Below are 21,188 nucleotides of genomic sequence, written 5' to 3' on the forward strand. Positions count from 1 at the left end.
CCATGGAAAGAATTCCCATTTTACGCATGGGCCCGCTGCTGCTGGTCACGATCCAGGTGGACATGCATGACCGCCTGGCCATGAGCTTGCAGGACGACCTGACCGCGCGCATCGTCAAGGACCGCGCCACCGGCGTGCTGATCGACATTTCCGCGCTCGACATCGTCGATTCCTTTATCGGCCGCATGATCAGCAATACGGCAGCGATGGCCAGGATCCTCGACGCACGCACGGTGGTGGTCGGCATGCAGCCCGCTGTCGCCATCACGCTGGTGGAGCTGGGCCTGACACTCGAAGGCGTCAGCACGGCACTGAACGTGGAACTGGGCATCAAGCTGCTCGAACGGGGCAGCCTGTGGGATTGAGCCCGCGTGAGCGCATCGCCACTGCAGGTGTGCCATGAGCGGCCCCGGTGAAGCGCAGGTGCTGGCGCTGCATACGGATGAAGACGTGGTACGCCTGCGCAAGCAGGTGCGTGAATGCATGATAGCCATGCGTTTCGGCCTCGTCGAGCAGACCAAGTACATCACTGCAGCCAGTGAACTGGCGCGCAATGTGCTGCGCTATGGCGGCGGCGGCGAAGGTCGCATCAATTATTTGCGCGATGGCAACCGCCAGGGCCTTGAACTCAGTTTCAGCGACCAGGGTCCCGGCATCGCCGACATTGCCCTGGCGCTGTCCGACGGCTATACCAGCGGCGGCGGCCTGGGACTGGGGCTGGGCGGCGCAAAACGCCTGTCCGATGAATTCCGGATCGATACCGAACCCGGTGCCGGCACTACTGTCACAATTGTGAAATGGAAGCTGTTTTGAACCCCGCCGCACCCCCACTCCCGCCTGACGCATTCAGGCAACAACGCTTTGCCATTGGCGAACCGAGCGAAATTGCTGCAGCCCGCCGCGCCGGCAATGCCCTGGCGCGCCGGATCGGCTTCGATGACGTGCGCACCGGCCAACTGGCCATTGTCATCACCGAAGCGGCCACCAATATCGTCAAGCACGCCGTACAGGGCGAAATCCTGCTGCGCAGGGTCACGCGCGGCGGCACCGACGGCATCGAAGTGCTGGCCATTGACAACGGTCCCGGCATGCGCAATGTGGCCCAATACATGGAAGACGGCCAGTCGACGGCCGGCACCTACGGCGTGGGCCTGGGCGCGATCCGCCGCCAGAGCCAGGAATTCGACCTGTATTCCCTGCCGGGCATGGGCACGGTGCTGATGATGGTGGTATGGGGCGCGACGGTCGACGCCGCGCGTGCGCCACATGCGGCCAGGCCTGGATGGCAGGTCGGCGCCGTCTGCCTGCCGCTGGCCTCCGAGGAAGTCAGCGGCGACGCTTGGAACGTGGTCTTCGAAGGCCATGAAATGAGCCTGATGATGGCCGATGGTCTGGGCCATGGTCCGCTGGCGGCCGAAGCGTCGGAGCGGGCCAGCGCCCTGCTGGAAAGCTGCGCGCCCGGCCTGGCGCCGTTGCCCGGCACTTTTTTGAAACTGGCGCATGGCGCGCTGGCCGGCACGCGTGGCGCCGCCATGGCGGTGGCGCATGTGGACAGCGAACGGCGCGAACTGCGCTATGCGGGCGTGGGCAATATTGCCGCCTGTGCTTTCGAGGGAGTCCAATGTCGTCACCTGCTGTCGCATAACGGTATCGTCGGCAGCAACCTGCGCAAGGTGCAGGAATTCGAGTATCCGTGGCAGACCGGCGCACTGCTGGTGATGCATTCGGACGGCTTGCATACCCGCTGGGACCTCGGCCAGTATCCCGGCCTGACGCACTGCCACCCGGCTCTGGTGGCCGCCGTGCTGTACCGCGATTTTTCGCGCGGGCGCGACGACGTTGGCGTGGTGGTGCTGCGCGAGCAGATGGCCGACGACACGGCGTCGGGGCCAGCATGACCCAGCGCATCCTGACGGCGGTGATCAGCAATGAACTCGACGTGGTGGGTGCGCGCCAGCGCGCGCGCCAGATCGCCGCCCTGTGCGGCTTCGGCATACAGGACCAGGTGCGCATCGCCACTGCGGTGTCGGAACTGGCGCGCAATGTCTACAACTACGCCGGTACCGGCAAGATTCACTTTGCCATCGAGGGCAGCACGGCGCCGCAGGTATTTTCCGTGCGTATCGAAGATCGAGGCCCCGGCATCGAACATCTGGAGCGCATCCTGGCCGGTCAATACGAGTCGCAAACCGGCATGGGTCTGGGCATTCTGGGCGCGCGCCGGCTGATGGACCGCTTCCATATCGAAAGCCGGCCGGGCAAGGGCACGGACATCACACTGCAAAAGTTTTTCCCGCGCGAGGCACCGCTGCTCACCGGCCCTAAAATTGGCGCGCTCTCGGGCAGCCTGCAGGCCCTGCCGTCCGACATTACCTTGTCCGAAGTGCAGCAGCAGAATCATGAGTTGCTGGCGACCTTGGCTGAGCTGAAAACGCGCCAGGACGAACTGCTGCAACTGACGCGCGAGCTGGAAGACACCAACCGCGGCGTGGTGGCGCTGTATGCGGAGCTCGACGAAAAAGCCGACCACCTGCGCCGCGCCGACCAGATGAAGTCGCGCTTTTTGTCGAACATGAGCCATGAATTCCGCACGCCCCTCAGTTCCATCCGCGCGCTGGCCAAGCTGCTGATCGACAGGGTCGACGGCGAGCTGTCGATCGAACAGGAAAAACAGGTGATGTTCATCCTGCAAAGCGCAGTCGGGCTGAACGATCTGGTCAATGACCTGCTGGACCTGGCGAAGATCGAAGCGGGCAAGGTCGATGTACACGCCAATACCTTCAACGTGGCCGAGCTGTTCAGCGCCCTGCGCGGCATGCTGCGCCCGCTGCTGGTATCGGAATCGCTGAGTCTGACCTTCATCGATCCCGATCCGGCGCTGGAAATGCACACCGACGAAGGCAAGCTGTCGCAAATCCTGCGCAACTTCATTTCCAACGCGCTCAAGTTCACCGAAGCGGGCGCCATCGTCGTCAGCGCAACGCCGCTGCCCGGGGAAGGCAAGATCCGTTTTTCCGTATCCGACACAGGCCTGGGCATCAGCGCCGAAGACCAGCAACTCATCTTCGAAGAATTCAGCCAGGTGGAAAACCACCTGCAACGCAGCGTCAAGGGTACCGGCCTGGGCCTGCCGCTATGCCGCAACCTGGCCACCCTGCTCGATGGCAGCGTCGCAGTGGACAGCACGCCCGGCGTGGGCTCGCTGTTTACCGTTACCCTGCCGGTGCGGCACCATGCCGGCGCCGACAGTGCCGCCGTGGAGGAAGCGGCCAGCGACGACGGCGATGACCAGCGCATCCCCGTACTGGTGGTGGAAGACAATGCGCCGATACGCCTGCTGTACGAGAAATTCCTGGCCGGCACTGAATTTCGCGCCGTGTTTGCCCGCAGCGTGCGCGAAGCCGTCGAGGCGTGGCGACTGCAGCCCCCTGCCGCCGTGATGCTCGACATCGTGCTGCATGGCGAGAATTCCTGGCACTGGCTGGCGGAACTGAAAAACGATCCTCTGCGCCGCCACGTACCCGTGATTGTCGCCACTGAAGTCGAGGACGAGCGCAAGGGACTGGCGCTGGGCGCCGACTCGTATTACATCAAGCCGCTGCTGCGTGCGCAACTGCTGTCTAGCCTGCGCGCGCTGATCCGGCAATCCGGTAGCCCGCCGTCTCAAGAAACAATGCAGGGCCTGTCGCGCCGCATGGCAACTCAACCTGGGAGCTAGCGCATGTTTTCGTCCAACAATAACGACGCATTGATACTCAATGTCGATGACAGCGACGGCGCGCGCTACGCCAAGTCGCGCATCCTCACACGCGCCGGCTTCAATGTGATCGAAGCGTCGAACGGCGGCGACGCGCTGGTCCGCGCGCGCAATGACCGCCCTGCCCTGATCCTGCTCGACGTCAAGCTGCCCGACATCAATGGCCTGGAAGTGTGCCGCCGGCTGAAAGGCAACCCCGAAACCAATACCATCCTGGTACTGCAGACGTCGGCCTCGTTTATCGGCACGGCCGACAAGATCCGCGCCCTCGACGGCGGCGCCGACAACTACCTGGTCGAGCCGATCGAACCCGATGAACTGATTGCCAACGTCAATGCCCTGCTGCGCCTGGGCCGGGTGGAGCGCGAACTGCGCGAGGTAGACCGGCGCAAGGACGAATTCCTGGCCACCCTGGCGCACGAGCTGCGCAATCCGCTCGGTCCGATCCGCACGGCGCTGGCGCTGCTGCGCAAGCTCGACCCGGTGGTGCCGGCGATGCAGGAAAACGCCCGCGCCACCATCGGCCGCCATACCGGCCATCTGGTGCGCCTGGTCGACGACCTGCTCGACGTGTCGCGCATTTCTCAGGGCAAGATCTCGCTGCAGTGGGAGAGAGTCAGCCTTGACAGTTTCATGAACAGCGCGCTGGAAACCAGCGCGCACGTCGTCGCCGAGCGCGGCCATGCGCTGACGGTGACGCTGCCGCAGGAAGAACTGTGGGTGCATGGCGACCCGGTGCGCCTGTCGCAGATCATCGCCAACCTGCTGCTCAACGCGGCCAAATTCACGGCGCCCGGCGGCGCCATCGGCATCAGCGCCGAGCGTCATGGCGATCATGTGCGCATCCGCCTGGCGGACAACGGCATCGGCATCGCCGCCGGCAGCATAGACACCATTTTCGGCCTGTTCGAGCAAAGCGGTCATGCGCCGGACCGGGTACAGGACGGCCTGGGCATCGGCCTGTCGCTGGTGCGCAAGCTGGTCGAGCTGCACGGCGGCACGGTGACCGTGCAAAGTCCCGGCGTGGGCTTGGGCAGCACATTTGACGTCAATCTGCCGCTCGACCTGACGGCCGCGCCGCAGGCAATTGCGCAGGCAGAACCGCTGGTCGGCAGCAGCAAGCGCATCCTGGTGGTCGACGACAATGAAGACGCCGCCGATACTCTGGCCGAGCTGCTCGGGCTGGACGGCCACGACGTACGCACCGCCTACACGGGCGCGCAGGCAATCGGGCAGACCTTCGAGTTCAGGCCAGACATCGTCTTCCTCGATATCGGCCTGCCCGACATGAGTGGCTATGACGTGGCCGGCAAGCTGCGCCTGCTGGAGATTCCGCAAGATTTCCAGCTGATCGCGCTGACCGGCTACGGCCAGGAACACGACCGGCTCGCGGCGCTGGCCGCCGGCTTCGACGACCACTTCGCCAAGCCTGTCGATTTCGGCAAGCTGGCCACGCTGGGGCTGCATGTTGGCAGATAGGATGTGTTCGGTCGCGCGTATCATCGGCGTGCGCGCCTCACTTCATCCTGACCGGGCCTCGACGCCCTGGAACCCTGATTGTCATCCGTCATGAGCCTGCGACCACCCCTGCTACGCATCACCATCATCCTCGGCACCCTGCACGCCGTGCTCGGTTATCTGCTGCTGCCGGCCCTGCACGGCGGCCTGGCCGGCCTGCTGCTGGGCGGCGCCGTGCTGCTGGCCTCGACCATGCTGATGCCGATGACGATTTTTTCGCGCGCCCTCACCAACGACACCCGCCTGGCAGACCGCCTGAGCTGGGTCGGCTCGCTGTGCATGGGCTTTTTTTCCTCGCTGTTCGTGCTGGCCGTGCTGCGTGAACTGCTGATGCTTTACCCGCCGGCGCGCCTGCATGCACAAGCGAGCGCCATCGCGGTGATCGTCCTGGCCCTGCTGGCCACCGTGATCGGCTTTGTCAATGCGCGCCGTGTCGCGCGCGTCAAAAACGTCAAGGTCGCCATCGCCGGGCTACCGGCGGCACTGGAGGGCTTTACCATCGTCCAGTTGAGCGACATCCATGTCGGCGCCACCATCAAACGCGGCTGGGTCGAGGCAATGGTCCGGCGCGCCAACAGCCTGAACGCCGACGCGATTGCAATTACCGGCGACGTGGTCGACGGCACCGTGCCGCAACTGGGCTCGCATACGGCGCCGCTAGGCATGCTGCGTGCACGGCATGGCGTGTTTCTTGTTACCGGCAACCATGAATACTATTCGGGCGCCACACCGTGGGTCGCCGAATTCCGGCGCCTGGGTTTGACGGTGCTGATGAACCAGCACCAGGTGATCGGACACGACGGCGCGCAACTGGTGCTGGCCGGCGTGAGCGACTTCAACGCCGCACATTTCGATACGGCCCAGTCCAGCGACCCGCAAGCGGCCATCGCCGGCGCGCCGCCCGGCCTGCCCCGCATCCTGCTGGCGCACCAGCCGCGCAGCGCGCCGGCAGCGGAACAAGCCGGCTTCGACCTGCAGTTGTCCGGCCACACCCACGGTGGCCAGTTCTGGCCCTGGAATTTGTTCGTGCCGCTGCAGCAGCCGTATGTGGCCGGCTTGCACCGCAGTGGCAAGCTGCAGGTGTATGTGAGCCGCGGTACCGGATACTGGGGGCCACCGAAGCGCGTGGGGGCGCCGGCGGAGATTACGAGGATTACGCTGACTGCGACTTAGTCGGCCCAGCTTGCTTTCCACTCGGCGAGCCGCTCTACCATTGCAGGCCCATTGAGCCGCTCCAGCACGCCGTCCAGTTCCTCGCTGTCGCTGACCTCGAACAGCAGCAGCGTCTCCTCGCGTTCGACGCCGGTGCCAAATAACCCTTCCGCAGCCAGCTGCGCCAAAGCCGCAATGGCTGCCTCGAAGGCGCTGGCGCGAAACACTTCGAACGCCACCTCGAACGGCAGCTCGCGGTGCGCCTGCAGCAGCAGGCGATAAGCGCTGTCAAAATAGGCGCCGCCTTCGTCGAACTGCCATTCGCCGGGATTCCACAGCATCTCGTTTTCGTCTTCCGCCGTGACCAGCGCCTCGCGGCTGTTGGCCAGCAGGGAAATGGTCATGGCGCTGTCGTCGCTGTACAAGGCATAAGCATTGAAATGCAGGCCAGGGTGGGCGGCGCGCAACGCAGCCACGGCCTGGCGCGTGGCGGTGACCAGCAAGGACTGCAGCAACGGCGCGTCGAATACGGCGGGGTCGATCAGAATGGCGCGCTCCAGGGTGTAGCCGTCGCGCAGCGCGGCCGCGCAAAAGGCGGCATACGCGGCCTGCGCATCGTCCACACTGGCACACGCGGTGCGGGTTTCCTCGCCCCAGGTCATGGCGGCGCCTTCGGCAGTCCAGACGGTGGCGTCAAACACGCGTACTTCGCGAAAGCGGGCCGGCAGGTCGCCGTCATATTGATAAAACAGGCTGTAGTCAGTCATCGTCAAGTCAATCATGAAATTAATCCGGCGTGATCTGCGCCGCGAAATCCTGCAGGCGGAACTGCTCCAGCAGATAGTCGACAAACACGCGCGTCTTGGCGGGCAGCAGTTTCTTGCCGGGATAGTATAGCGACAGGGGGCCGGAATCGGCGCGCCAGCCGGGCAGCAAGCGGATCAGGGCGCCGCTGCGCAAATGCGCCAGCGCATGCGGCATCGGCAGCAGGGCCACGCCGACGCCGTCGATGGCCGCCATCGCCATCGCTTCCGGATCGTCGAAGATGGCGCGCGGCCGGCATTCGGCCACGCCTTCGCCGCCATGTCCATCGCGCAGCACCCAGCTGCGCACACGCCCGCTGCCGGCCGAGCGGCGCGCCACGCCGTCGAACTGCGCCAGGTCGGAAGGATGCGACGGCATCTGCCTGCCGCGCATATAGTCTGGCGAGGCGGTAGCGACGATATGGGCGTGGCCCAGTTCGCGCGCCACCACGCCTTGCGTCAATTCGATGCCGCCGCCGATGGCGACATCAAAGCCTTCGCCGATCAGGTCGACCTGGCGGTTATCGAAATGGCAGTCGGGGATCACGCCCGGATAGCGGCGGATGAATTCACCGAGCAGCGGCACCACATAGCTGCGCCCGAACGACGGCGCCAGGCTGATTTTCAGCACGCCGGCCGGCTGGCCGCCCTCCTCGCTGACGTCGGCAATCGCTTCGAGCACGGTGGCCAGCGCGCCTTTGACCTGCTGCAAAAAGCGCTCGCCGCCTTCCGTCAGGGTCAGCTTGCGCGTGCTGCGCTGGAACAGCCGCAAGCCCAGGCTGGCCTCCAGGCGCGCCACGTTCTTGCTGACGGCGGCCGGCGTCAGCCCCAGGCGGCGCGCGGCCGCCGAAAAACTGCCGGCTTCGGCCGACAGCACGAATGACTGCAAATGATTGAGCGCTTCCATGCCGCCATTCTACCCGCTCGCTTGATACTGATGGTTGAAAGTGATTGTCGCCATTACCGGCTAGCGCACAATGAACAAGCGGCAGATACTGACTACTTCTTAGCCACTCTTAGAAAGCCCATCATGACTACCACTCAACACACCAGCCTGCCATTCACCGGCAAAACCGCATTTGTCACCGGCGGTTCGCGCGGCATCGGCGCGGCCATCGTGCGCCGCCTGGCACGCCAGGGCGCCCATGTCGTCTTCACGTATCAAAGTTCGGGCAATGAAGCCGAAGCGCTGGCCGCCGCCATCCGGGCAGACGGCGGCCAGGCGCAAGCGGTGAAAGCCGATGCGGCCGATGCACAAGCACTCGCCAGCGCCGTCCTTGATGCGGCCAAAGTGAGCGGCAAGCTCGACATCCTGGTCAATAACGCCGGTGTCTTCGTGCCCGGCGCCATCGACGATTTTTCACTGGAAGACTTCGACAAGACGCTGGCTGTGAACGTGCGTGCCGTGTTTGTCGCCATCAAGGCGGCCGTGCCGCTGATGCCGTCGGGCGGGCGCATCATCAATATCGGCAGCACCAATGCGCACCGCATGCCGTTTGCCGGCGCTGCTGCCTACGCCATGAGCAAGTCGGCACTGTCGGGCCTGACGCAAGGCCTGTCGCGCGACCTGGGCCCACGCGGCATCACCATCAACAACGTCGAACCAGGCCCGGTCGCCACCGACATGAATCCACCCACCGGCGACTTCGCCGACCTGATGCACGGCCTGATGGCCCTGCCCCGTCACGGCACCGCAGAAGAAATTGCCGGCATGGTGGCCTACCTGGCCAGCGAAGAAGCTGCGTTCGTGACCGGCGCCGGCCTGAAGATCGATGGCGGTTTCGCGGCCTAAGCGGAAGCCTTTTTCGACAGATGATCGCCGGCGCCCGCCTGCAGGCGCCAGCTGTCGATCATCCCCAGCAGGCTGACCACGGCCACCAGCACAAACGCCAGGCGAAATTCGGCGGCAGGCAGTTGCTTGATGCCGGCCGTCTGCGCCAGCCAGTGGCCCAGGCGCACACCCAGCGCGCCCAGCGCCACGCCCAGGCCCATCGCGACCTGGAAGGCGGTGCTGAACAGGGTGTTGGCGGCGGCCATGCGCGCCTGCGCCATGTCGGCAAAGGCGATGGTGTTGTAGGCCGTGAACTGCATCGAGCGCGTCAGGCCGCCGATAAACAGGACCAGGGCGATCAGCCAGATCGGCGTGGCATGCTCAAGAAACGCGCAGGCCAGCAAGGACAGCACATTGACGGCGCCATTGACCAGCAATACCGGCCTGAAGCCGAAGCGGCGCAGGATGCCGGTGGTGGCCGGTTTCATCATCAGGTTACCCGCAAACACGGCGATCACCAGCATGCCAGAATGAAAGGCGTTCAGGCCAAAGCCCACCTGGAACAGCAGCGGCAGCAAAAAGGGCACGGCGCCGATCGCCATGCGAAACAGCGAGCCACCGTAGATGGCGACGGCAAACGTCGGTGTAGCCAGCGTACGCAAGTCGATCAGCGGATGCCCGGCCTGGCGCAGATGGCGCACGGCCAGAAAGCCCAGCAGTGCGCCCAGCGCAAGGAACAGGCCCGCTGTGCTCCAGGGCGCATGGGGACGACTCAGTTCTTCCGCGGCCCAGGTCAGGCACAGCAGTGCGCCGCCCGCGTACAAAAAACCCGTGAGGTCGAAAGGCTTGCGTTCAAGCGTTTGGTGATCGGGGATCAGGCGCCAGGCAAAAAACAGTGCCAGCAGGCCCAAGGGCAAATTCAGATAAAAGATCCAGCGCCAGGAACTGTAGCTGGCAATGAAGCCACCCAGCGGCGGCCCCAATACGGGCGCCACCAGTGCCGGCCAGGTCAGCGTGGCGATCACGGAAATAAGCTTGTCCTTGGGCGTGCTTTTCAGCACCACCAGGCGCCCGACCGGCACCATCATGGCGCCGCCCACGCCTTGCAGCGCGCGCAGCAGCACGAATTCCAGCAAGCCGTTGGCCATGCCGCACAGGACGGACGCCAGCGTAAACAAGGCCAGCGCGGCCGCGAACACTTTACGGGCGCCGAAGCGCTCGGCCACCCAGCCGCTGATGGGGATAAACACACCGAGGGTCAGCAGATACGCACTGACGCCGATATTGAGGTCCAGCGGCGCCACGCCGAATGACCTGGCGATGTCGGGCACGGCGGTGGTGATCACCGTGCCGTCGAGGTTTTCCATGAAAAAGGCGCCGGCCACCAGCAGCGCGACCCAGCGAGCTTTGCGTGCTGCGTCGGGGTGATCGGATGGCGGCACCGCTTGAGCATTCATGGTGGGTCCTGAAAAGTCCAGGCGCCATTATCGCCGAATATGCCCGGCAAACCGCAGCGTCAGGCAGCTGGCGGCAGGCCGAACATCAGCGAGCGGTGGGCCGCCACGCCGGCCATCGCACCGTCGGCCACGGCAAACGCCACATTGCCGGCCGCGCGGCCCGCGTCGCCGCAGCAGAACACGCCGGCCACGCTGGTGGACTTCATCTCGTCGGTGCGCACCACCGGGCCCGTCAAGCCTTCATCGATTGCGCAGCCCAGCTGTCCGGCCAGCGGGCTGGACTGCCGCGTACTCGGCGCCACGAACAGGCCGGCCATGGCGTGCGTGCTGCCATCGGCCAGCACCACGTCGGCCAAGCCGGCTATGCGCAAAATGGGCCCGGATTCGACCGTGCTGCCGCGCCGCGCCAGTTCGGCCAGCTGCGCCGCATCGGGTTCGAACGCGCCATTGAGGAAAAACGTCACCGTGCCCCAGTCGGGCAGCATCAGCGCGTGGTGCATCGACAGCGGCCCGGTGGCGATCACGCCTATCCTGCCCTGATCAAGTTCGTAGCCGTGGCAATACGGGCAGTGAAACACGCTGGCGCCCCAGCGTTCACGCAGGCCCTCGATCGGTGGCAGTTCATCGACCACGCCGCTGGCCAGCACCAGGCGCATGGCCTGCACGGTGCTGCCATCGTCGAGCTGCACCGCGTATCCATCTGCGGTTGGCGAGGCCTGCAGCGCCCTGCCCTCGCGCCAGGTAACGGTGGAATACGCGAGCACCTGGCGCTTGCCTTCGGCGGCGATATCGCAGGGCGCGCGGCCATCCTGGGTCAGGAAACCGTGCGAGTGGCTGGCGTAGCGGTTGCGGCGCTGGCCGGCGTCGATCACCAGCACGCGTCGCCGCGCGCGGGCCAGCTGCATGGCGCAGGACAAGCCCGCGTAACTGCCGCCAACGATGATGACGTCATAGAGCGGTTGTGATTGTGCTGTGCTCATGGGTGGGTCTCCGGTAAGTGATCTCATGTAACTAATGATATTACATAAAACCATTTAACGCAAACAACTTGCAATATCAGAGAGAAACGCAAGCCTGCGCCGCCTTAGCCAGCCACGCCGCATCGACGGCGCCCAAGCGCGTTGTACAGACCTGATGCGCACCATTGAGCACCACCGTGTAGGGCAAGGCGCCCAGCGGATTGCCGAACTGGCGCAGCAGATCCTGGCGGCCCGGCGCCGCCAGTTGCAGATACGTCGCGCCGGCCTTGCGCGCAAACGTCGCCGCCCACTTGCGCTCATCGATGGCGACGCCGACAAAGCGCAAGCCGGGCAAGCGCTGCGACTGTGCTTGCAGCAGCGCCAGCTCCCGCACGCAAGGCAGGCAGTCGCTGGACCAGAAATTGAGCAGCACAGGGCCGGGCAAGGCGGCCAGGGCAGGCAGCTTCACGTCAGGCCCTGGCGCTGGCCCTGGCACTGCCAGCGCCAGGGCCGCTGCCAGCAATACCACGCTCACTGCTCCACCAGGCTGGCGTCATTGATGCGATAGTACAAACCCATCGAATCGCTTTTCAGCACCGTCATCTTGCCGCTCATGACCATCGGCGCGTAGCTGAATTTGACCGGCGTCCTGCTGTTGATTTCGACCACCCCTTCCGGTCCGGCTGGCAGGCAGAACGGGCAACTGGCCGAGGTCACCGTCAGCAGGAAATGCTTCTGCTTCTGCCCCGGCTGCAGAGGCATCATGAAACCTTGCACCTTGACTTCCGTCTGGTCCAGCGCCGTGATTTCATCCGTATATTTGGGCACCATGCGCCCACCTTTCGCCTTGACGGTAGTCGCCTTGGAAAGCAGGCTCCAGGGCAGTACGCCGGGAATATCTTCGAGTGGCGCAAAAAAGGACGGTGGCTGGTCGGCGCTGGCCGGCGTGGTGACTTTGGCTGCGTGCGTCGCGGCGTGAGCTGTAGCGGCGGCAAGCAGCAACATGACAAGCAATGATTTCATGGGGTTTCCTTCAAGAGTGTGCCAGGGTGGCGGCAATATCGGTGCGGTAGGCGCGCACGGCGGGGACTATCGAGGCGGCCAGGCCGACCAGCAAGGCGGCCGGCAGCAGCCACGCTTCCTGCGGGTCGATGCTCCAGGCCGACAGCGCCAGGTTTTGCTGGCCTGCCATCAGCACGCCCAAAAGGCCCACGCCTGCATGGCCCAGCAGCCAGCCCAGCACGGCGCCGCCCAGCGCCAGCGCCAGGCCCTGGGTCAGCAGAAGCAACAGCAGCTTGCGCGGCGGCGCGCCCAGCGCACGCAAAATGGCCAGATCCGTCTTGCGCTCTTCCAGCGCGTGGTACAGGGCGACAAACATCGACAGACAGGCCACCGCCAGCACAATGGCGGCGATCGCACGCAGCACGTCAGCGCCCACGCCGACCAGCTCGAACAGTTTGGCCGATTCCAGTGCCGGCTGCGCCGCCTGCAAGCGGGTCTGGCTGTTGACCCAGCGCGGCAGGCTGATGGCCGCCAGCGGCGAGGCATAGCGCACCAGCAGCGCCGTGACTTCATGCTCCGCTGCGTTGACATGTTCATGCGGCTCGTCCGGGTCGGTCTCGTGCACGCGCCATACCGAGGCCACCGGCGTGACGATCAGCCGGTCCAGCACCGTGCCGGTCGGCTGCAGGATGCCGACCACCGTGTACGGCGCATGGGCATGCACTTCGCCGCCCGCCACCAGGCCGTGCGAACCGGCAAAGCGGGCGCCCAGGGCCGCTTTTGTCCGCCTTGCCACTTCGGCCCCCAGCACTACCTGCATGCTTGCGCCGAACAGCACGCCGCTGGCGGCCTGACCGCCGTAGTGGCGGATATAGTCTGCCGTGCTGCCGACAATGCGGTAGCCCTGGTAGCTGTCGCCGAGCGCCAGCGGGATCGCCTCGGCCACCAGCGGGTTGGCGGCCATCTCAAGCTGCGCTGCGGCCGGGATATTGCCGGTCGGTATATCGATATGGTAGATCGACGACAGGATCAGCTGCAGCGGCGAACCCTTGGCCCCCACCACCATGTCGATGCCGTTGGCGTCCTTCATGGCGCCGTCTTCCAGCTGGCTGGAGGCGGACAGGATGAACGTCATCATCGCCACCCCGATCGCCATCAGCAGCAGATTCAGACAGGTTGCCAGCGGCTTGTGGCGCAGCGCGGCCAGCGCCATGGTCATGGCGTTCAGGCGGCGCATGGCAATTCCCCACGCGCCGGCAGGCGCAAGATGGCGGCACCGGGCAAGGCGGCAATCAGGCGCGCGTCATGACTGGCGATCAAGAGCGATGCGTTGGCATCCCTGGCCTGGTGCGCCAGCAGCGCCACCACCGTGGCGCAGGCAGCGTCATCGAGGTTGGCGGTCGGTTCGTCGGCCAGCAGCAAGCGCGGCTGGCCGAACATGGCGCGCGCGATCGCCACGCGCTGGCGCTGGCCGCCGCTCAATTGGTGCGGCATGGCGTGCGCCTTGTCCGCCAGGCCGAGGCCGGCCAGCAGCGCCTGGGCGCGCTCGACGTCGGCAGGCAAGCCGCGGGCATAAGCGGGCAGCAGCACGTTATCGCGCACGCACAGGCTGGCGACCAGCGCCAGTTGCTGCGGCAGCAAGCCGATATGGCGGCCACGCCAGGCATCGGCTTCGCGTGGCGCCAGGGCCGCCAGGTCGACGCCGTCGATGGCGATACGCCCGGTTTGCGGGCTCAGAATGGCGCCCAGCAGGTGCAGCAGGGTCGATTTGCCCGAGCCCGATGGCCCCAGCAACAGCGCATGTTGGCCGCGCGCCAGTTCAAAAAAGGGTATGGCGAGTACGGTCACACCGCCGTAGCGGTGCTCCAGTTGGGAGATGGTCAGCAAAATGGTCTCGATCAGCAATGACAACAAAGCCGCAGCGGCGACGTGCGCTGCGGACGTGGTAGAGGTATCAGGAGAAGGAGACCGGGCCGGGCGGCCCATGCGCATGCGGAATCAGGAAACTGCGCCGCACCGCGCTGGCAGGCGGCACTGCGGGAGAAAAAGTATAGCTGCCGGGCAGGCGCAGCGGCACCAGCACCGGCGGCGTGAATGGCTGGTCGGCCGGCGGAACGCTGGCGGCAAAGCAGCTGGCGCAATCGAGCGGGTGACTGTCGATGGCGTGATGGTGCTGGCCCAGGCCGAACAGCTGCAGCGCCAGCATGGCCATTACCAGCCATGCCAGCCACCGCTTGTACCAGGAACCGTTTGCAACCATAAGAACGGGCATGCCTAAAAACGCAATTGATTTGCGTATACTAGCATGCCCGGCAGTTGCGGTTTAGTCGGCTTGCACCGGCGCCACCGGCCTTAGCCCCTGGCCTTCTGCGCCGGGATAAACTGCTCGCGCACGGCCTTGGCCAGCAGGTCCGGCGGCAGCAGGCCCTGGCCCAGCAGGAAGTTATTGAAGGCCAGCCGGTCGAACTTCGCGCCCAGCGCCAGTTCCGTTTCCGCGCGCAGCTGCAGGATGCGCGTGTAGCCGTAGAAATAGCTGCCCGCCTGGCCGGGCGCGTTGAATGTATAGCGGTCCAGTTCCTGGCGCGCCATCGGTTTCGACAGCATGACTTCGTCGGTCAGAATGCGGCCCGCCTCTTCGCGCGTGACCTGGCCCAGGTTCAGCATCGGGTCAAGCATGGCGCGCGCCGCGCGCAGCATGCGGAACTGCAGCGCGATGAACTGGCCTTCGACCGGCTCGTAGGGAATCATCTCCGCTTCCGCATACAGCGCCCAGCCTTCCACGTTGACGCTGTTGAAGGCATACAGGCTGCGCGCCTGCGACACGCCGCGTTCGACCATGGCGCTGAACTGCAGCTCATGGCCGGGCCGGCCCTCGTGCGCGCTCAGGGTCCAGGCAGCGCCGGCAAAGTTGAAATCGTCATACGCCTCACCCTTGCCGCTGGCAGCCGGGTTACCGACCGGCAACACGAACTGGCCATGCTCGCCCGTATTGCCGATCAGCGGAGGCGGACGCATGTGCGGCGCCGGCTGGGCCGCCGATTCGGCCGGCGAGGCCAGGCGCATGGTCATCGCACGCGCGGGAATATCGACCACGCCCTGCTGGCGGATGCGTTTTTCCAGTTCGGTATTGACGCCCTTGTAATGGGCCTCCAGCTTGTCATTCGCAATCGCCGTGCTTTTCAGCGCGCGCAGCACCTGGCGGTAATCACTGCCATCAATGCCTTTCAGCTTCAGCCTGGCCGCCACCACCGGCGCCAGCGCCTGCATGGCGGCGCGCGTTTCCAGGTAGGCCACCTCGGCCCGCTCGACCAACGCACGCGGTTCAATATCGATGCCGACCTGCTTCAGGCGAAACGCATACTGCTCCGGCGCCATGCGGAAATCCGTGCGCGACAGCGGCAGCACCACTTCGCGCTCCCAGGCGGCATAGTCATTGAGCTGCTTTTCCAGCGCCGCCAGCGCGGGTTCGGCGCCGGCAATCTTCATGTCGGCAAACAGCTTGCGGATGCCGGCGATATACGTCGGCACATTCTCCAGCGACTGCTCGACCTGCAGCCGTACCGGCCCGGCCAGGCCAGGCTGGCCGATTTTTTCCGTGAAGCGCGCCCGCGCCTGCTCGGTAATCGGCGTGCTGCCCTTGAACTGGCCCACATAGCGCTGCAGCCGCTCCAGCGCCTTGGCGCGGCGCGCGGCCGGACGCTGTTCCTGCAGCAGGCTTTGCATGGAACCGAACACCATCTGCGGCACATCGATCCACGGCAAACTGTATTTCGCGTCGATCTGCGCACCGGCGATTTCCTGGTCGACCGCACCAAGCAGAATTTCCAGGTCCTGGCGGATGCGCTCGTCGCGCTCCAGTTCCAGCTGCAGTTGCAGCTTGCCGCGCGCCTGCTGCAGCGCCGCCACCTGGCGCGCGACGATATCCGGCCCCAGGTCGGCGGCCAGCCCATCATATTGCGACAGGCCCGTATCGGAGGCGTTTTCAGGCGAAAATGTCGCCTGCGCTTCGAGCACGATGGCGGCGTTGCGGTTGCTGGCCTCGACCCAGGCGGCGGAGGCGGCAGGGGCCGCGGTGGCCGCGATGGCGGGAATGAAAACGGTGGGGGAAAAAGCGGCGGCAAGCGCCAGCGTAAATACAGTCTGGCGCAATTTCGGGGATACGGACATCGGGGGCTTCCTTCCTGGCGGTCTCGGCGAACGAAACGGCCAGTATCGGCGAGCGCAGTAGCACTGTCAATGCAGGGAAAAGGCGGCCGGGCCGCCTCACCCCTTTCTTTTATCAGTACGCCAACCCGTAACCGAACTTGTACAGCGGCCGCGCCGTGTCGTATGGCACATCGGACTTCTGCACCTGCACTTCAGCCATTGATGATGGCAGCTCGAACGGCAGCTTACCCTGCGGCTTGGCCTTGCCCGTCAAGACGTCGAACAGCGCACCGTCGCTGACGCCGAAGTTGCCGATAATGGCGCTGGCCTTGTCCTGCACATTGCCGAGGATGGCCGGGCGATCCAGATAGACGGTGACCACGGTTTTCGGCGCCAGGCGGGCCGCGTTCTTGATCGCCTCGTAGTCGGCGTCGCCGTCGACGAAATTGAGGCGGCCTTCGTGCTGCATGCTGCCGAAGATGTAGTTCGGGTGCAGGATTTCATACGGCGCGGCCACGCGCAGCAGGGCCACATCGGCTTCCTGCGGGGTCGCTACCACGGTGTAGCCATGCTGGCGGGCGACGGCGGCGTCGATGCCGTACAAATACACCTTTTTGACAGTGGCGGCCAGCGGCAGAACTTTATCCTTGTTTTCCAGCAGCACCAGCGAACGGCGCTGGGCTTCCAGGCCCGCTTCGACGAAGTCGGCCTTGCCCACCGTGGCGGCGGCTTTTACGGTGTCGACAAACGGATGCTCGAACAGGCCCTGCCTGAATTTTTGCACCAGGATGCGGCGCGCCGAGGCGTTGATGCGCGCTTCCGTCAGCTGGCCGCGCTGTACCGCCTGGGTCAGGTAAGGCGCTTCCGTCACGCCGCCGAACTGGTCCATGCCGGCATTGACGGCCTTGACATAGCGCTCGGCCTTGGTGGCGTCTTCCATGCCCCAAGGCGTGCCGAAGCCTCTGAACGATGGCGCCACGCCCGGCGCGGTGCCGTTGCGGCAGTTGGCGTCGCAATCCGAGGTGATGCCCCAGTCGGACAGGATCACGCCTTCGAAGCCGTACTTTCCACGCAGCAGATCGGTCAGCATGGTCTTGCTGAAGCCGGCCGCCACCTGTTCCAGGGTGATGCCGTCGATGGTGATATTGCCGTCCGGCATGGCATATGTCGGCATCACGGAGGCGGCCTTGGCATTGAACGCGCCTTCGAACGGCTTCACGTGATAGGCGAAGTTATTGCCCGGGTAGGTCATGTAGCGGCCATAGTAGTTGTGGCCGTCAAAACCCTCTTTGGTCGCGCCATAGCCGACCCAATGCTTGACTACCGCCACCACGCTGCCGTCGTGCAGGCCGGTGTTGCCATCCTGGAAGCCTTCGATATAGTTCTGCACCATGCGCTTGGCCAGGTCGGCATCTTCGCCGAAGGTGCCGTTGATGCGCGACCAGCGCGGCTCGGTGGCCAGGTCCGCCTGCGGCGACAGCGCCTGCGTGATGCCGACGGACAGGTATTCCTGGCGCGCGATATCGCCGAAGCGGCGCACCAGCGCGTCGTCGCCAATCGCGGCCAGGCCGAGGGTTTCAGGCCACTGCGAAAAGCCGTTGGTAGAAGCGCTGGCACCCACCGTGTACTGGAAGTGATGGCGCGGATCGGTACTGATCGACACTGGAATGCCGTGGCGCGAGGTTTCGCTCAGCGCCTGCACCTTGTTGTACTGGGCCGCCATATTGGCCGAGTCGCCCGCCATGCGGGTGATAAAGGTGTTGACATACTGCTTGACGATCAGGTCCTGCAAGGCCGTCAGGTCATAGCCGCTGCCCTGGCCGATGCCGGTCGGGTCCGCCACCGTGGGCGCCGTGCCGTGCATCATCAGGCCGGCTTTTTCCTCTAACGTCATGCGAGCGATCAAGTCATCGGCGCGCGCCTCGGCGCTCAGGCGCCAATCCTCGTAAGGGTCGATCTTGCCGTTGCGGTTCATGTCCTTGAAAGTATAGCTGTCGACCTTGAGCAAATTGAAGGTGGTGGCGCCAATTACGGGCTGTGTGTAGCCGGGGCTGTCGTTATCGCTGCTGCCGCAGGCGGCGAGGGCAAGCGCGGCAAGGCCGCCGGCGACCGCGCGGGTCATCGGTTTGATAGTGCAGTTCATGGCAGTCTCCAGTATGTTTTTGTAGTGAGCGGGGCCGCATCGAGGCCGCCCCGAGCGCAATATAGCGTGTCATGCCAGCATGTTTTTGACCGCGCAGAACAGTGGTTATACCGGCGAGAACAATTTTCTGCATTGAGGTGCAACAACCAACTACCGCCAACAAAAATGCTAGTATTTGTGAAAAATTACTACAAACAAGTCCCTAGAGACTGGAGACAAGAGATGCAGAAAACCGACACCCGCACAGTGGCGCACCATATCGCGCGCCAGTGTGCACTGGCGCTGGAGGCCGATGGCCACGGCCCGGACGATTTCTTCCGCCATACCGGCATCACGCCAGCGCAGTTGCAGGACCCGGGCGGGCGCATCGACGCACAGCGCCACCGCCGCATGGTGGCCTACGCCCAGCAACTGCCGGCACACCGCGGCATGCTCGACATCGCGCCCGAGCACTGGTTTGCCAACTTCCCGGCAGTGGCGCAAGTGTGCTTCAACCGCCCCACCTTGCGCAGCGCGCTGCAGCAGATGCTGCACTTGCGCGGCCTGATCGGCGAATTCGATTTCATGCTGATGCGTGAAAATGACAGCCAGGTCGAAATCGAATACATTTCCGAATTCTGCACGCTGGGCGGCGCCATGCAGGCGCTGGCCAATTTCAAGATGCTGTCGCTGGTGGCGCGCGCCTATGACGACGGCACGCCGACCGCGTTTCATGTCGGGTTCCAGGGCAAGGCGCCGTGGTTTGCGCACGCCGTCGCCGAGTGCTTTGGCGCCAGCGCGCGCTTTGGCCAGGCGCGCAATACCTTGCGCTTCGACGCGCGCCTGCTCGACGCGCCCTGCGCGCATTTCAACCCGCTGCTGGCGCCGCACGCGCTGGAACAGGCCCAGGCCCAGTTGCACAAGCTGCGCGGCGCGCAGCTGTTTTCGGCCCGCGTGGAACAGGCCATCATCGACTTGCTGAGGCAAGGCAGCAGCGAGCTGGCCGACAGCGCCTCGCTGCTGCCTGCCCTGTGCGATGGCCTGGCGACGAACAGCTGGACCTTGCGGCGCCAGTTGCAGCAGGAAGCGACCACGTTTCGCGCGCTGGAACTGCGCGCCAAAAGCCGCGAATCGCGCCGCCTGCTGCGCGAAACGACCCTGAGCGTGGGCGAAATCAGCGACCGCCTGGGCTTTTCCTCGCAAAGCGCGTTCACCCGCTTCTTCAAGACCCAGTTTGCACTGCCGCCGGCGCGCTACCGGCAGGATACGGCCGGGGCCTGATCCTGAACCAGAGCCCGTTAGCGGCGCAATACGGCCAACAACCGGCTGCCCACCACAGAATGGCTTCCGGATGTTCGCCTCGCTTGCCTGACACTATGACGATGAGTCGGTATCGGCCCTGATGTCATACGCCAGCCGCGCCGCGTCGATTTCCTGGCGGTGGCCAAAGGCCCAGGCGCCCAGCGCGCTGATAGGGCCGAGCAAGGACCGGCCCAGGTCCGTCAGCGCATAGTCGACCCTGGGCGGCACGGTGGGAAACACCGTGCGCGTGACCAGGCCGTCGCGCTCCAGGCCACGCAGGGTCAGGGTCAGCATGCGCTGCGAGATGCCGTTGATGAGGCGGCGCATCTCATTGAAGCGCTTGGTGCCGTTACCCAGCAAGATCACCACCAGCACGCTCCACTTGTCGCCCACACGCGCCAGGATATCGGTGGCTGGCTGGCACGAGTGCGCCACGGCCGGGTAGCCGCCTGCTGCGCGCATGCGCTGCTCCAGCGCCGCGCCGCCTTCGGTTACATCCATGTGCCCGGGTATGGAAAAAGTGCCTTCTTGTGCGTTCAATTTTTTTTCATCACTATGAGCCTCAGGTACAAAATGATACCACCCTCAATCGACCCGACTACAAGGCTCCACATGAATATCCTGCATATCGATTCCAGCATCCTGGGCGACCATTCCACCACCCGTCAGCTGACAGCCGCCATCGCCGCCCGCCTGCAAGCGGCCGCGCCCGGCACGCAAGTCACTTACCGCGACCTGGCCTTTGATCCGCTGCCGCAATTTACGGCGGCCCTCAGCGCGACTGACGCCGCCGCGCTGTCCGCCGCACTGGAACAGGTACTGGCCGCCGACGTGATCGTGATAGGCGCGCCGCTGTACAACTTCAGCATCCCTTCGCAGCTGAAATCGTGGCTGGACGCGCTGGCCGTGCCGGGCAAGACGTTTCAGTATGGCGCCAGCGGCCCCGAAGGCTTGCTGGGCGCCAAGCGCGTGATCGTCGCTTCGGCACGCGGCGGTATCTACACGCCCGGCACGCCGATGGCCAGCCTGGACCACCAGGAAAATTACCTGAAAAGCTACTTCGGTTTCCTCGGCGTCAGCCAGTTGGAAATCGTGCGCGCCGAAGGCCTGAAGGTCAGCGACGAGGTGCGCGCGCAGGCCCTGGCGTCGGCGTTCGAGCAGATCGCTCAGCTGAAGGCAGCATAGGGAACCGGGCCATT

The 21,188-nt window shown here is 64.9% G+C and carries 21 protein-coding genes; 9 read left to right on the forward strand and 12 right to left on the reverse strand.

Going from position 1 to position 21,188, the window contains the following annotated elements:
• Positions 1–2: 2 nt before the first annotated feature.
• From ACQ4WM_RS15430 to ACQ4WM_RS15455, 6 genes are all read left to right on the forward strand, one after another.
• Positions 3–365, forward strand: coding sequence for an STAS domain-containing protein (locus tag ACQ4WM_RS15430; RefSeq protein ID WP_436547558.1), 363 nt, complete (start codon positions 3–5; stop codon positions 363–365).
• A gap of 34 nt (positions 366–399) precedes the next feature.
• Entirely contained in the window at positions 400–813 is a 414-nt protein-coding gene (locus ACQ4WM_RS15435) for an anti-sigma regulatory factor (RefSeq protein WP_436547559.1), read from the forward strand.
• Positions 810–1,898: an ATP-binding SpoIIE family protein phosphatase gene (locus tag ACQ4WM_RS15440; RefSeq protein ID WP_436547560.1), complete on the forward strand. Its 1,089-nt coding sequence runs from the start codon at positions 810–812 to the stop codon at positions 1,896–1,898. The genes ACQ4WM_RS15435 and ACQ4WM_RS15440 overlap by 4 nt, the downstream gene beginning before the upstream one ends.
• Entirely contained in the window at positions 1,895–3,718 is a 1,824-nt protein-coding gene (locus ACQ4WM_RS15445) for an ATP-binding protein (RefSeq protein WP_436547561.1), read from the forward strand. The genes ACQ4WM_RS15440 and ACQ4WM_RS15445 overlap by 4 nt, the downstream gene beginning before the upstream one ends.
• 3 nt (positions 3,719–3,721) lie before the next feature.
• On the forward strand, positions 3,722–5,236 hold the full coding sequence (locus ACQ4WM_RS15450) for a response regulator (RefSeq protein WP_436547562.1): 1,515 nt from the start codon (positions 3,722–3,724) through the stop codon (positions 5,234–5,236).
• 90 nt (positions 5,237–5,326) lie between these two features.
• Positions 5,327–6,448 carry a metallophosphoesterase gene (locus ACQ4WM_RS15455; protein ID WP_436547563.1) on the forward strand — a complete coding sequence of 374 codons (1,122 nt, stop codon included), beginning with the start codon at positions 5,327–5,329 and terminating at the stop codon, positions 6,446–6,448.
• Here the strand turns inward: ACQ4WM_RS15455 and ACQ4WM_RS15460 are convergent.
• Both ACQ4WM_RS15460 and ACQ4WM_RS15465 read right to left on the reverse strand, forming a co-directional pair.
• The gene (locus ACQ4WM_RS15460; RefSeq protein ID WP_436547564.1) at positions 6,445–7,209 is read right to left on the reverse strand and encodes a DUF4303 domain-containing protein; all 765 of its coding nucleotides are present in this window, start codon (positions 7,207–7,209) and stop codon (positions 6,445–6,447) included. The genes ACQ4WM_RS15455 and ACQ4WM_RS15460 overlap by 4 nt on opposite strands.
• Positions 7,210–7,213: 4 nt before the next feature.
• Positions 7,214–8,137 carry a LysR family transcriptional regulator gene (locus ACQ4WM_RS15465; RefSeq protein WP_436547565.1) on the reverse strand — a complete coding sequence of 308 codons (924 nt, stop codon included), beginning with the start codon at positions 8,135–8,137 and terminating at the stop codon, positions 7,214–7,216.
• A 123-nt stretch (positions 8,138–8,260) separates the two neighbouring features.
• Between ACQ4WM_RS15465 and ACQ4WM_RS15470 the strand changes: the two genes are divergently transcribed.
• Positions 8,261–9,022: an SDR family oxidoreductase gene (locus tag ACQ4WM_RS15470; protein WP_436547566.1), complete on the forward strand. Its 762-nt coding sequence runs from the start codon at positions 8,261–8,263 to the stop codon at positions 9,020–9,022.
• Here the strand turns inward: ACQ4WM_RS15470 and ACQ4WM_RS15475 are convergent.
• From ACQ4WM_RS15475 to ACQ4WM_RS15515, 9 genes are all read right to left on the reverse strand, one after another.
• Positions 9,019–10,458 carry an MFS transporter gene (locus tag ACQ4WM_RS15475; RefSeq protein WP_436547567.1) on the reverse strand — a complete coding sequence of 480 codons (1,440 nt, stop codon included), beginning with the start codon at positions 10,456–10,458 and terminating at the stop codon, positions 9,019–9,021. The genes ACQ4WM_RS15470 and ACQ4WM_RS15475 overlap by 4 nt on opposite strands.
• A gap of 59 nt (positions 10,459–10,517) precedes the next feature.
• A complete protein-coding gene (locus ACQ4WM_RS15480; protein ID WP_436547568.1) occupies positions 10,518–11,438 on the reverse strand; it encodes an NAD(P)/FAD-dependent oxidoreductase in 921 nt (306 codons plus the stop codon).
• Between the two features lie 76 nt (positions 11,439–11,514).
• The gene (locus tag ACQ4WM_RS15485; protein ID WP_436547569.1) at positions 11,515–11,952 is read right to left on the reverse strand and encodes a TlpA family protein disulfide reductase; all 438 of its coding nucleotides are present in this window, start codon (positions 11,950–11,952) and stop codon (positions 11,515–11,517) included.
• Entirely contained in the window at positions 11,949–12,440 is a 492-nt protein-coding gene (locus tag ACQ4WM_RS15490) for a DUF3299 domain-containing protein (protein WP_436547570.1), read from the reverse strand. Before ACQ4WM_RS15490 ends, ACQ4WM_RS15485 begins: the two co-directional genes overlap by 4 nt.
• 10 nt (positions 12,441–12,450) lie before the next feature.
• The gene (locus ACQ4WM_RS15495; protein WP_436547571.1) at positions 12,451–13,656 is read right to left on the reverse strand and encodes an ABC transporter permease; all 1,206 of its coding nucleotides are present in this window, start codon (positions 13,654–13,656) and stop codon (positions 12,451–12,453) included.
• Positions 13,644–14,306, reverse strand: a complete 663-nt coding sequence (locus ACQ4WM_RS15500; protein WP_436547572.1) for an ABC transporter ATP-binding protein — start codon at positions 14,304–14,306, stop codon at positions 13,644–13,646. Before ACQ4WM_RS15500 ends, ACQ4WM_RS15495 begins: the two co-directional genes overlap by 13 nt.
• 67 nt (positions 14,307–14,373) lie before the next feature.
• Positions 14,374–14,691 carry a hypothetical protein gene (locus ACQ4WM_RS15505; protein WP_436547573.1) on the reverse strand — a complete coding sequence of 106 codons (318 nt, stop codon included), beginning with the start codon at positions 14,689–14,691 and terminating at the stop codon, positions 14,374–14,376.
• A gap of 80 nt (positions 14,692–14,771) precedes the next feature.
• A complete protein-coding gene (locus ACQ4WM_RS15510; RefSeq protein ID WP_436547574.1) occupies positions 14,772–16,586 on the reverse strand; it encodes a DUF885 domain-containing protein in 1,815 nt (604 codons plus the stop codon).
• A 112-nt stretch (positions 16,587–16,698) separates the two neighbouring features.
• Positions 16,699–18,708, reverse strand: coding sequence for a glycoside hydrolase family 3 protein (locus ACQ4WM_RS15515; RefSeq protein WP_436547575.1), 2,010 nt, complete (start codon positions 18,706–18,708; stop codon positions 16,699–16,701).
• Positions 18,709–18,930: 222 nt separating this feature from the next.
• Between ACQ4WM_RS15515 and ACQ4WM_RS15520 the strand changes: the two genes are divergently transcribed.
• Positions 18,931–19,968, forward strand: coding sequence for a helix-turn-helix transcriptional regulator (locus ACQ4WM_RS15520; protein WP_436547576.1), 1,038 nt, complete (start codon positions 18,931–18,933; stop codon positions 19,966–19,968).
• Between the two features lie 93 nt (positions 19,969–20,061).
• On the opposite strand, the gene ACQ4WM_RS15525 is transcribed toward ACQ4WM_RS15520, so the two are convergent.
• The gene (locus ACQ4WM_RS15525) at positions 20,062–20,451 is read right to left on the reverse strand and encodes a winged helix-turn-helix transcriptional regulator (RefSeq protein WP_436547689.1); all 390 of its coding nucleotides are present in this window, start codon (positions 20,449–20,451) and stop codon (positions 20,062–20,064) included.
• 150 nt (positions 20,452–20,601) lie between these two features.
• On the opposite strand from ACQ4WM_RS15525, the gene ACQ4WM_RS15530 reads away from it, so the two are divergent.
• On the forward strand, positions 20,602–21,174 hold the full coding sequence (locus ACQ4WM_RS15530; protein WP_436547577.1) for an FMN-dependent NADH-azoreductase: 573 nt from the start codon (positions 20,602–20,604) through the stop codon (positions 21,172–21,174).
• Positions 21,175–21,188 lie beyond the last annotated feature (14 nt).

The sequence above is a fragment of the Janthinobacterium longum genome, from assembly GCF_051380735.1.
In the GTDB taxonomy this organism is placed as follows: Bacteria; Pseudomonadota; Gammaproteobacteria; order Burkholderiales; family Burkholderiaceae_D; genus Janthinobacterium.

What these genes read in the sequence shown, in the direction of transcription:
- ACQ4WM_RS15430 (WP_436547558.1), top strand. Translation starts at nt 3, where the DNA reads ATGGAAAGAATTCCCATTTTACGCATGGGCCCGCTGCTGCTGGTCACG.
- ACQ4WM_RS15435 (WP_436547559.1), top strand. Translation starts at nt 400, where the DNA reads ATGAGCGGCCCCGGTGAAGCGCAGGTGCTGGCGCTGCATACGGATGAA.
- ACQ4WM_RS15445 (WP_436547561.1), top strand. Translation starts at nt 1,895, where the DNA reads ATGACCCAGCGCATCCTGACGGCGGTGATCAGCAATGAACTCGACGTG.
- ACQ4WM_RS15450 (WP_436547562.1), top strand. Translation starts at nt 3,722, where the DNA reads ATGTTTTCGTCCAACAATAACGACGCATTGATACTCAATGTCGATGAC.
- ACQ4WM_RS15455 (WP_436547563.1), top strand. Translation starts at nt 5,327, where the DNA reads ATGAGCCTGCGACCACCCCTGCTACGCATCACCATCATCCTCGGCACC.
- ACQ4WM_RS15460 (WP_436547564.1), bottom strand. Translation starts at nt 7,209, where the DNA reads ATGATTGACTTGACGATGACTGACTACAGCCTGTTTTATCAATATGAC.
- ACQ4WM_RS15465 (WP_436547565.1), bottom strand. Translation starts at nt 8,137, where the DNA reads ATGGAAGCGCTCAATCATTTGCAGTCATTCGTGCTGTCGGCCGAAGCC.
- ACQ4WM_RS15470 (WP_436547566.1), top strand. Translation starts at nt 8,261, where the DNA reads ATGACTACCACTCAACACACCAGCCTGCCATTCACCGGCAAAACCGCA.
- ACQ4WM_RS15475 (WP_436547567.1), bottom strand. Translation starts at nt 10,458, where the DNA reads ATGAATGCTCAAGCGGTGCCGCCATCCGATCACCCCGACGCAGCACGC.
- ACQ4WM_RS15480 (WP_436547568.1), bottom strand. Translation starts at nt 11,438, where the DNA reads ATGAGCACAGCACAATCACAACCGCTCTATGACGTCATCATCGTTGGC.
- ACQ4WM_RS15490 (WP_436547570.1), bottom strand. Translation starts at nt 12,440, where the DNA reads ATGAAATCATTGCTTGTCATGTTGCTGCTTGCCGCCGCTACAGCTCAC.
- ACQ4WM_RS15495 (WP_436547571.1), bottom strand. Translation starts at nt 13,656, where the DNA reads ATGCGCCGCCTGAACGCCATGACCATGGCGCTGGCCGCGCTGCGCCAC.
- ACQ4WM_RS15505 (WP_436547573.1), bottom strand. Translation starts at nt 14,691, where the DNA reads ATGCCCGTTCTTATGGTTGCAAACGGTTCCTGGTACAAGCGGTGGCTG.
- ACQ4WM_RS15510 (WP_436547574.1), bottom strand. Translation starts at nt 16,586, where the DNA reads ATGTCCGTATCCCCGAAATTGCGCCAGACTGTATTTACGCTGGCGCTT.
- ACQ4WM_RS15515 (WP_436547575.1), bottom strand. Translation starts at nt 18,708, where the DNA reads ATGAACTGCACTATCAAACCGATGACCCGCGCGGTCGCCGGCGGCCTT.
- ACQ4WM_RS15520 (WP_436547576.1), top strand. Translation starts at nt 18,931, where the DNA reads ATGCAGAAAACCGACACCCGCACAGTGGCGCACCATATCGCGCGCCAG.
- ACQ4WM_RS15525 (WP_436547689.1), bottom strand. Translation starts at nt 20,451, where the DNA reads ATGCGCGCAGCAGGCGGCTACCCGGCCGTGGCGCACTCGTGCCAGCCA.
- ACQ4WM_RS15530 (WP_436547577.1), top strand. Translation starts at nt 20,602, where the DNA reads ATGAATATCCTGCATATCGATTCCAGCATCCTGGGCGACCATTCCACC.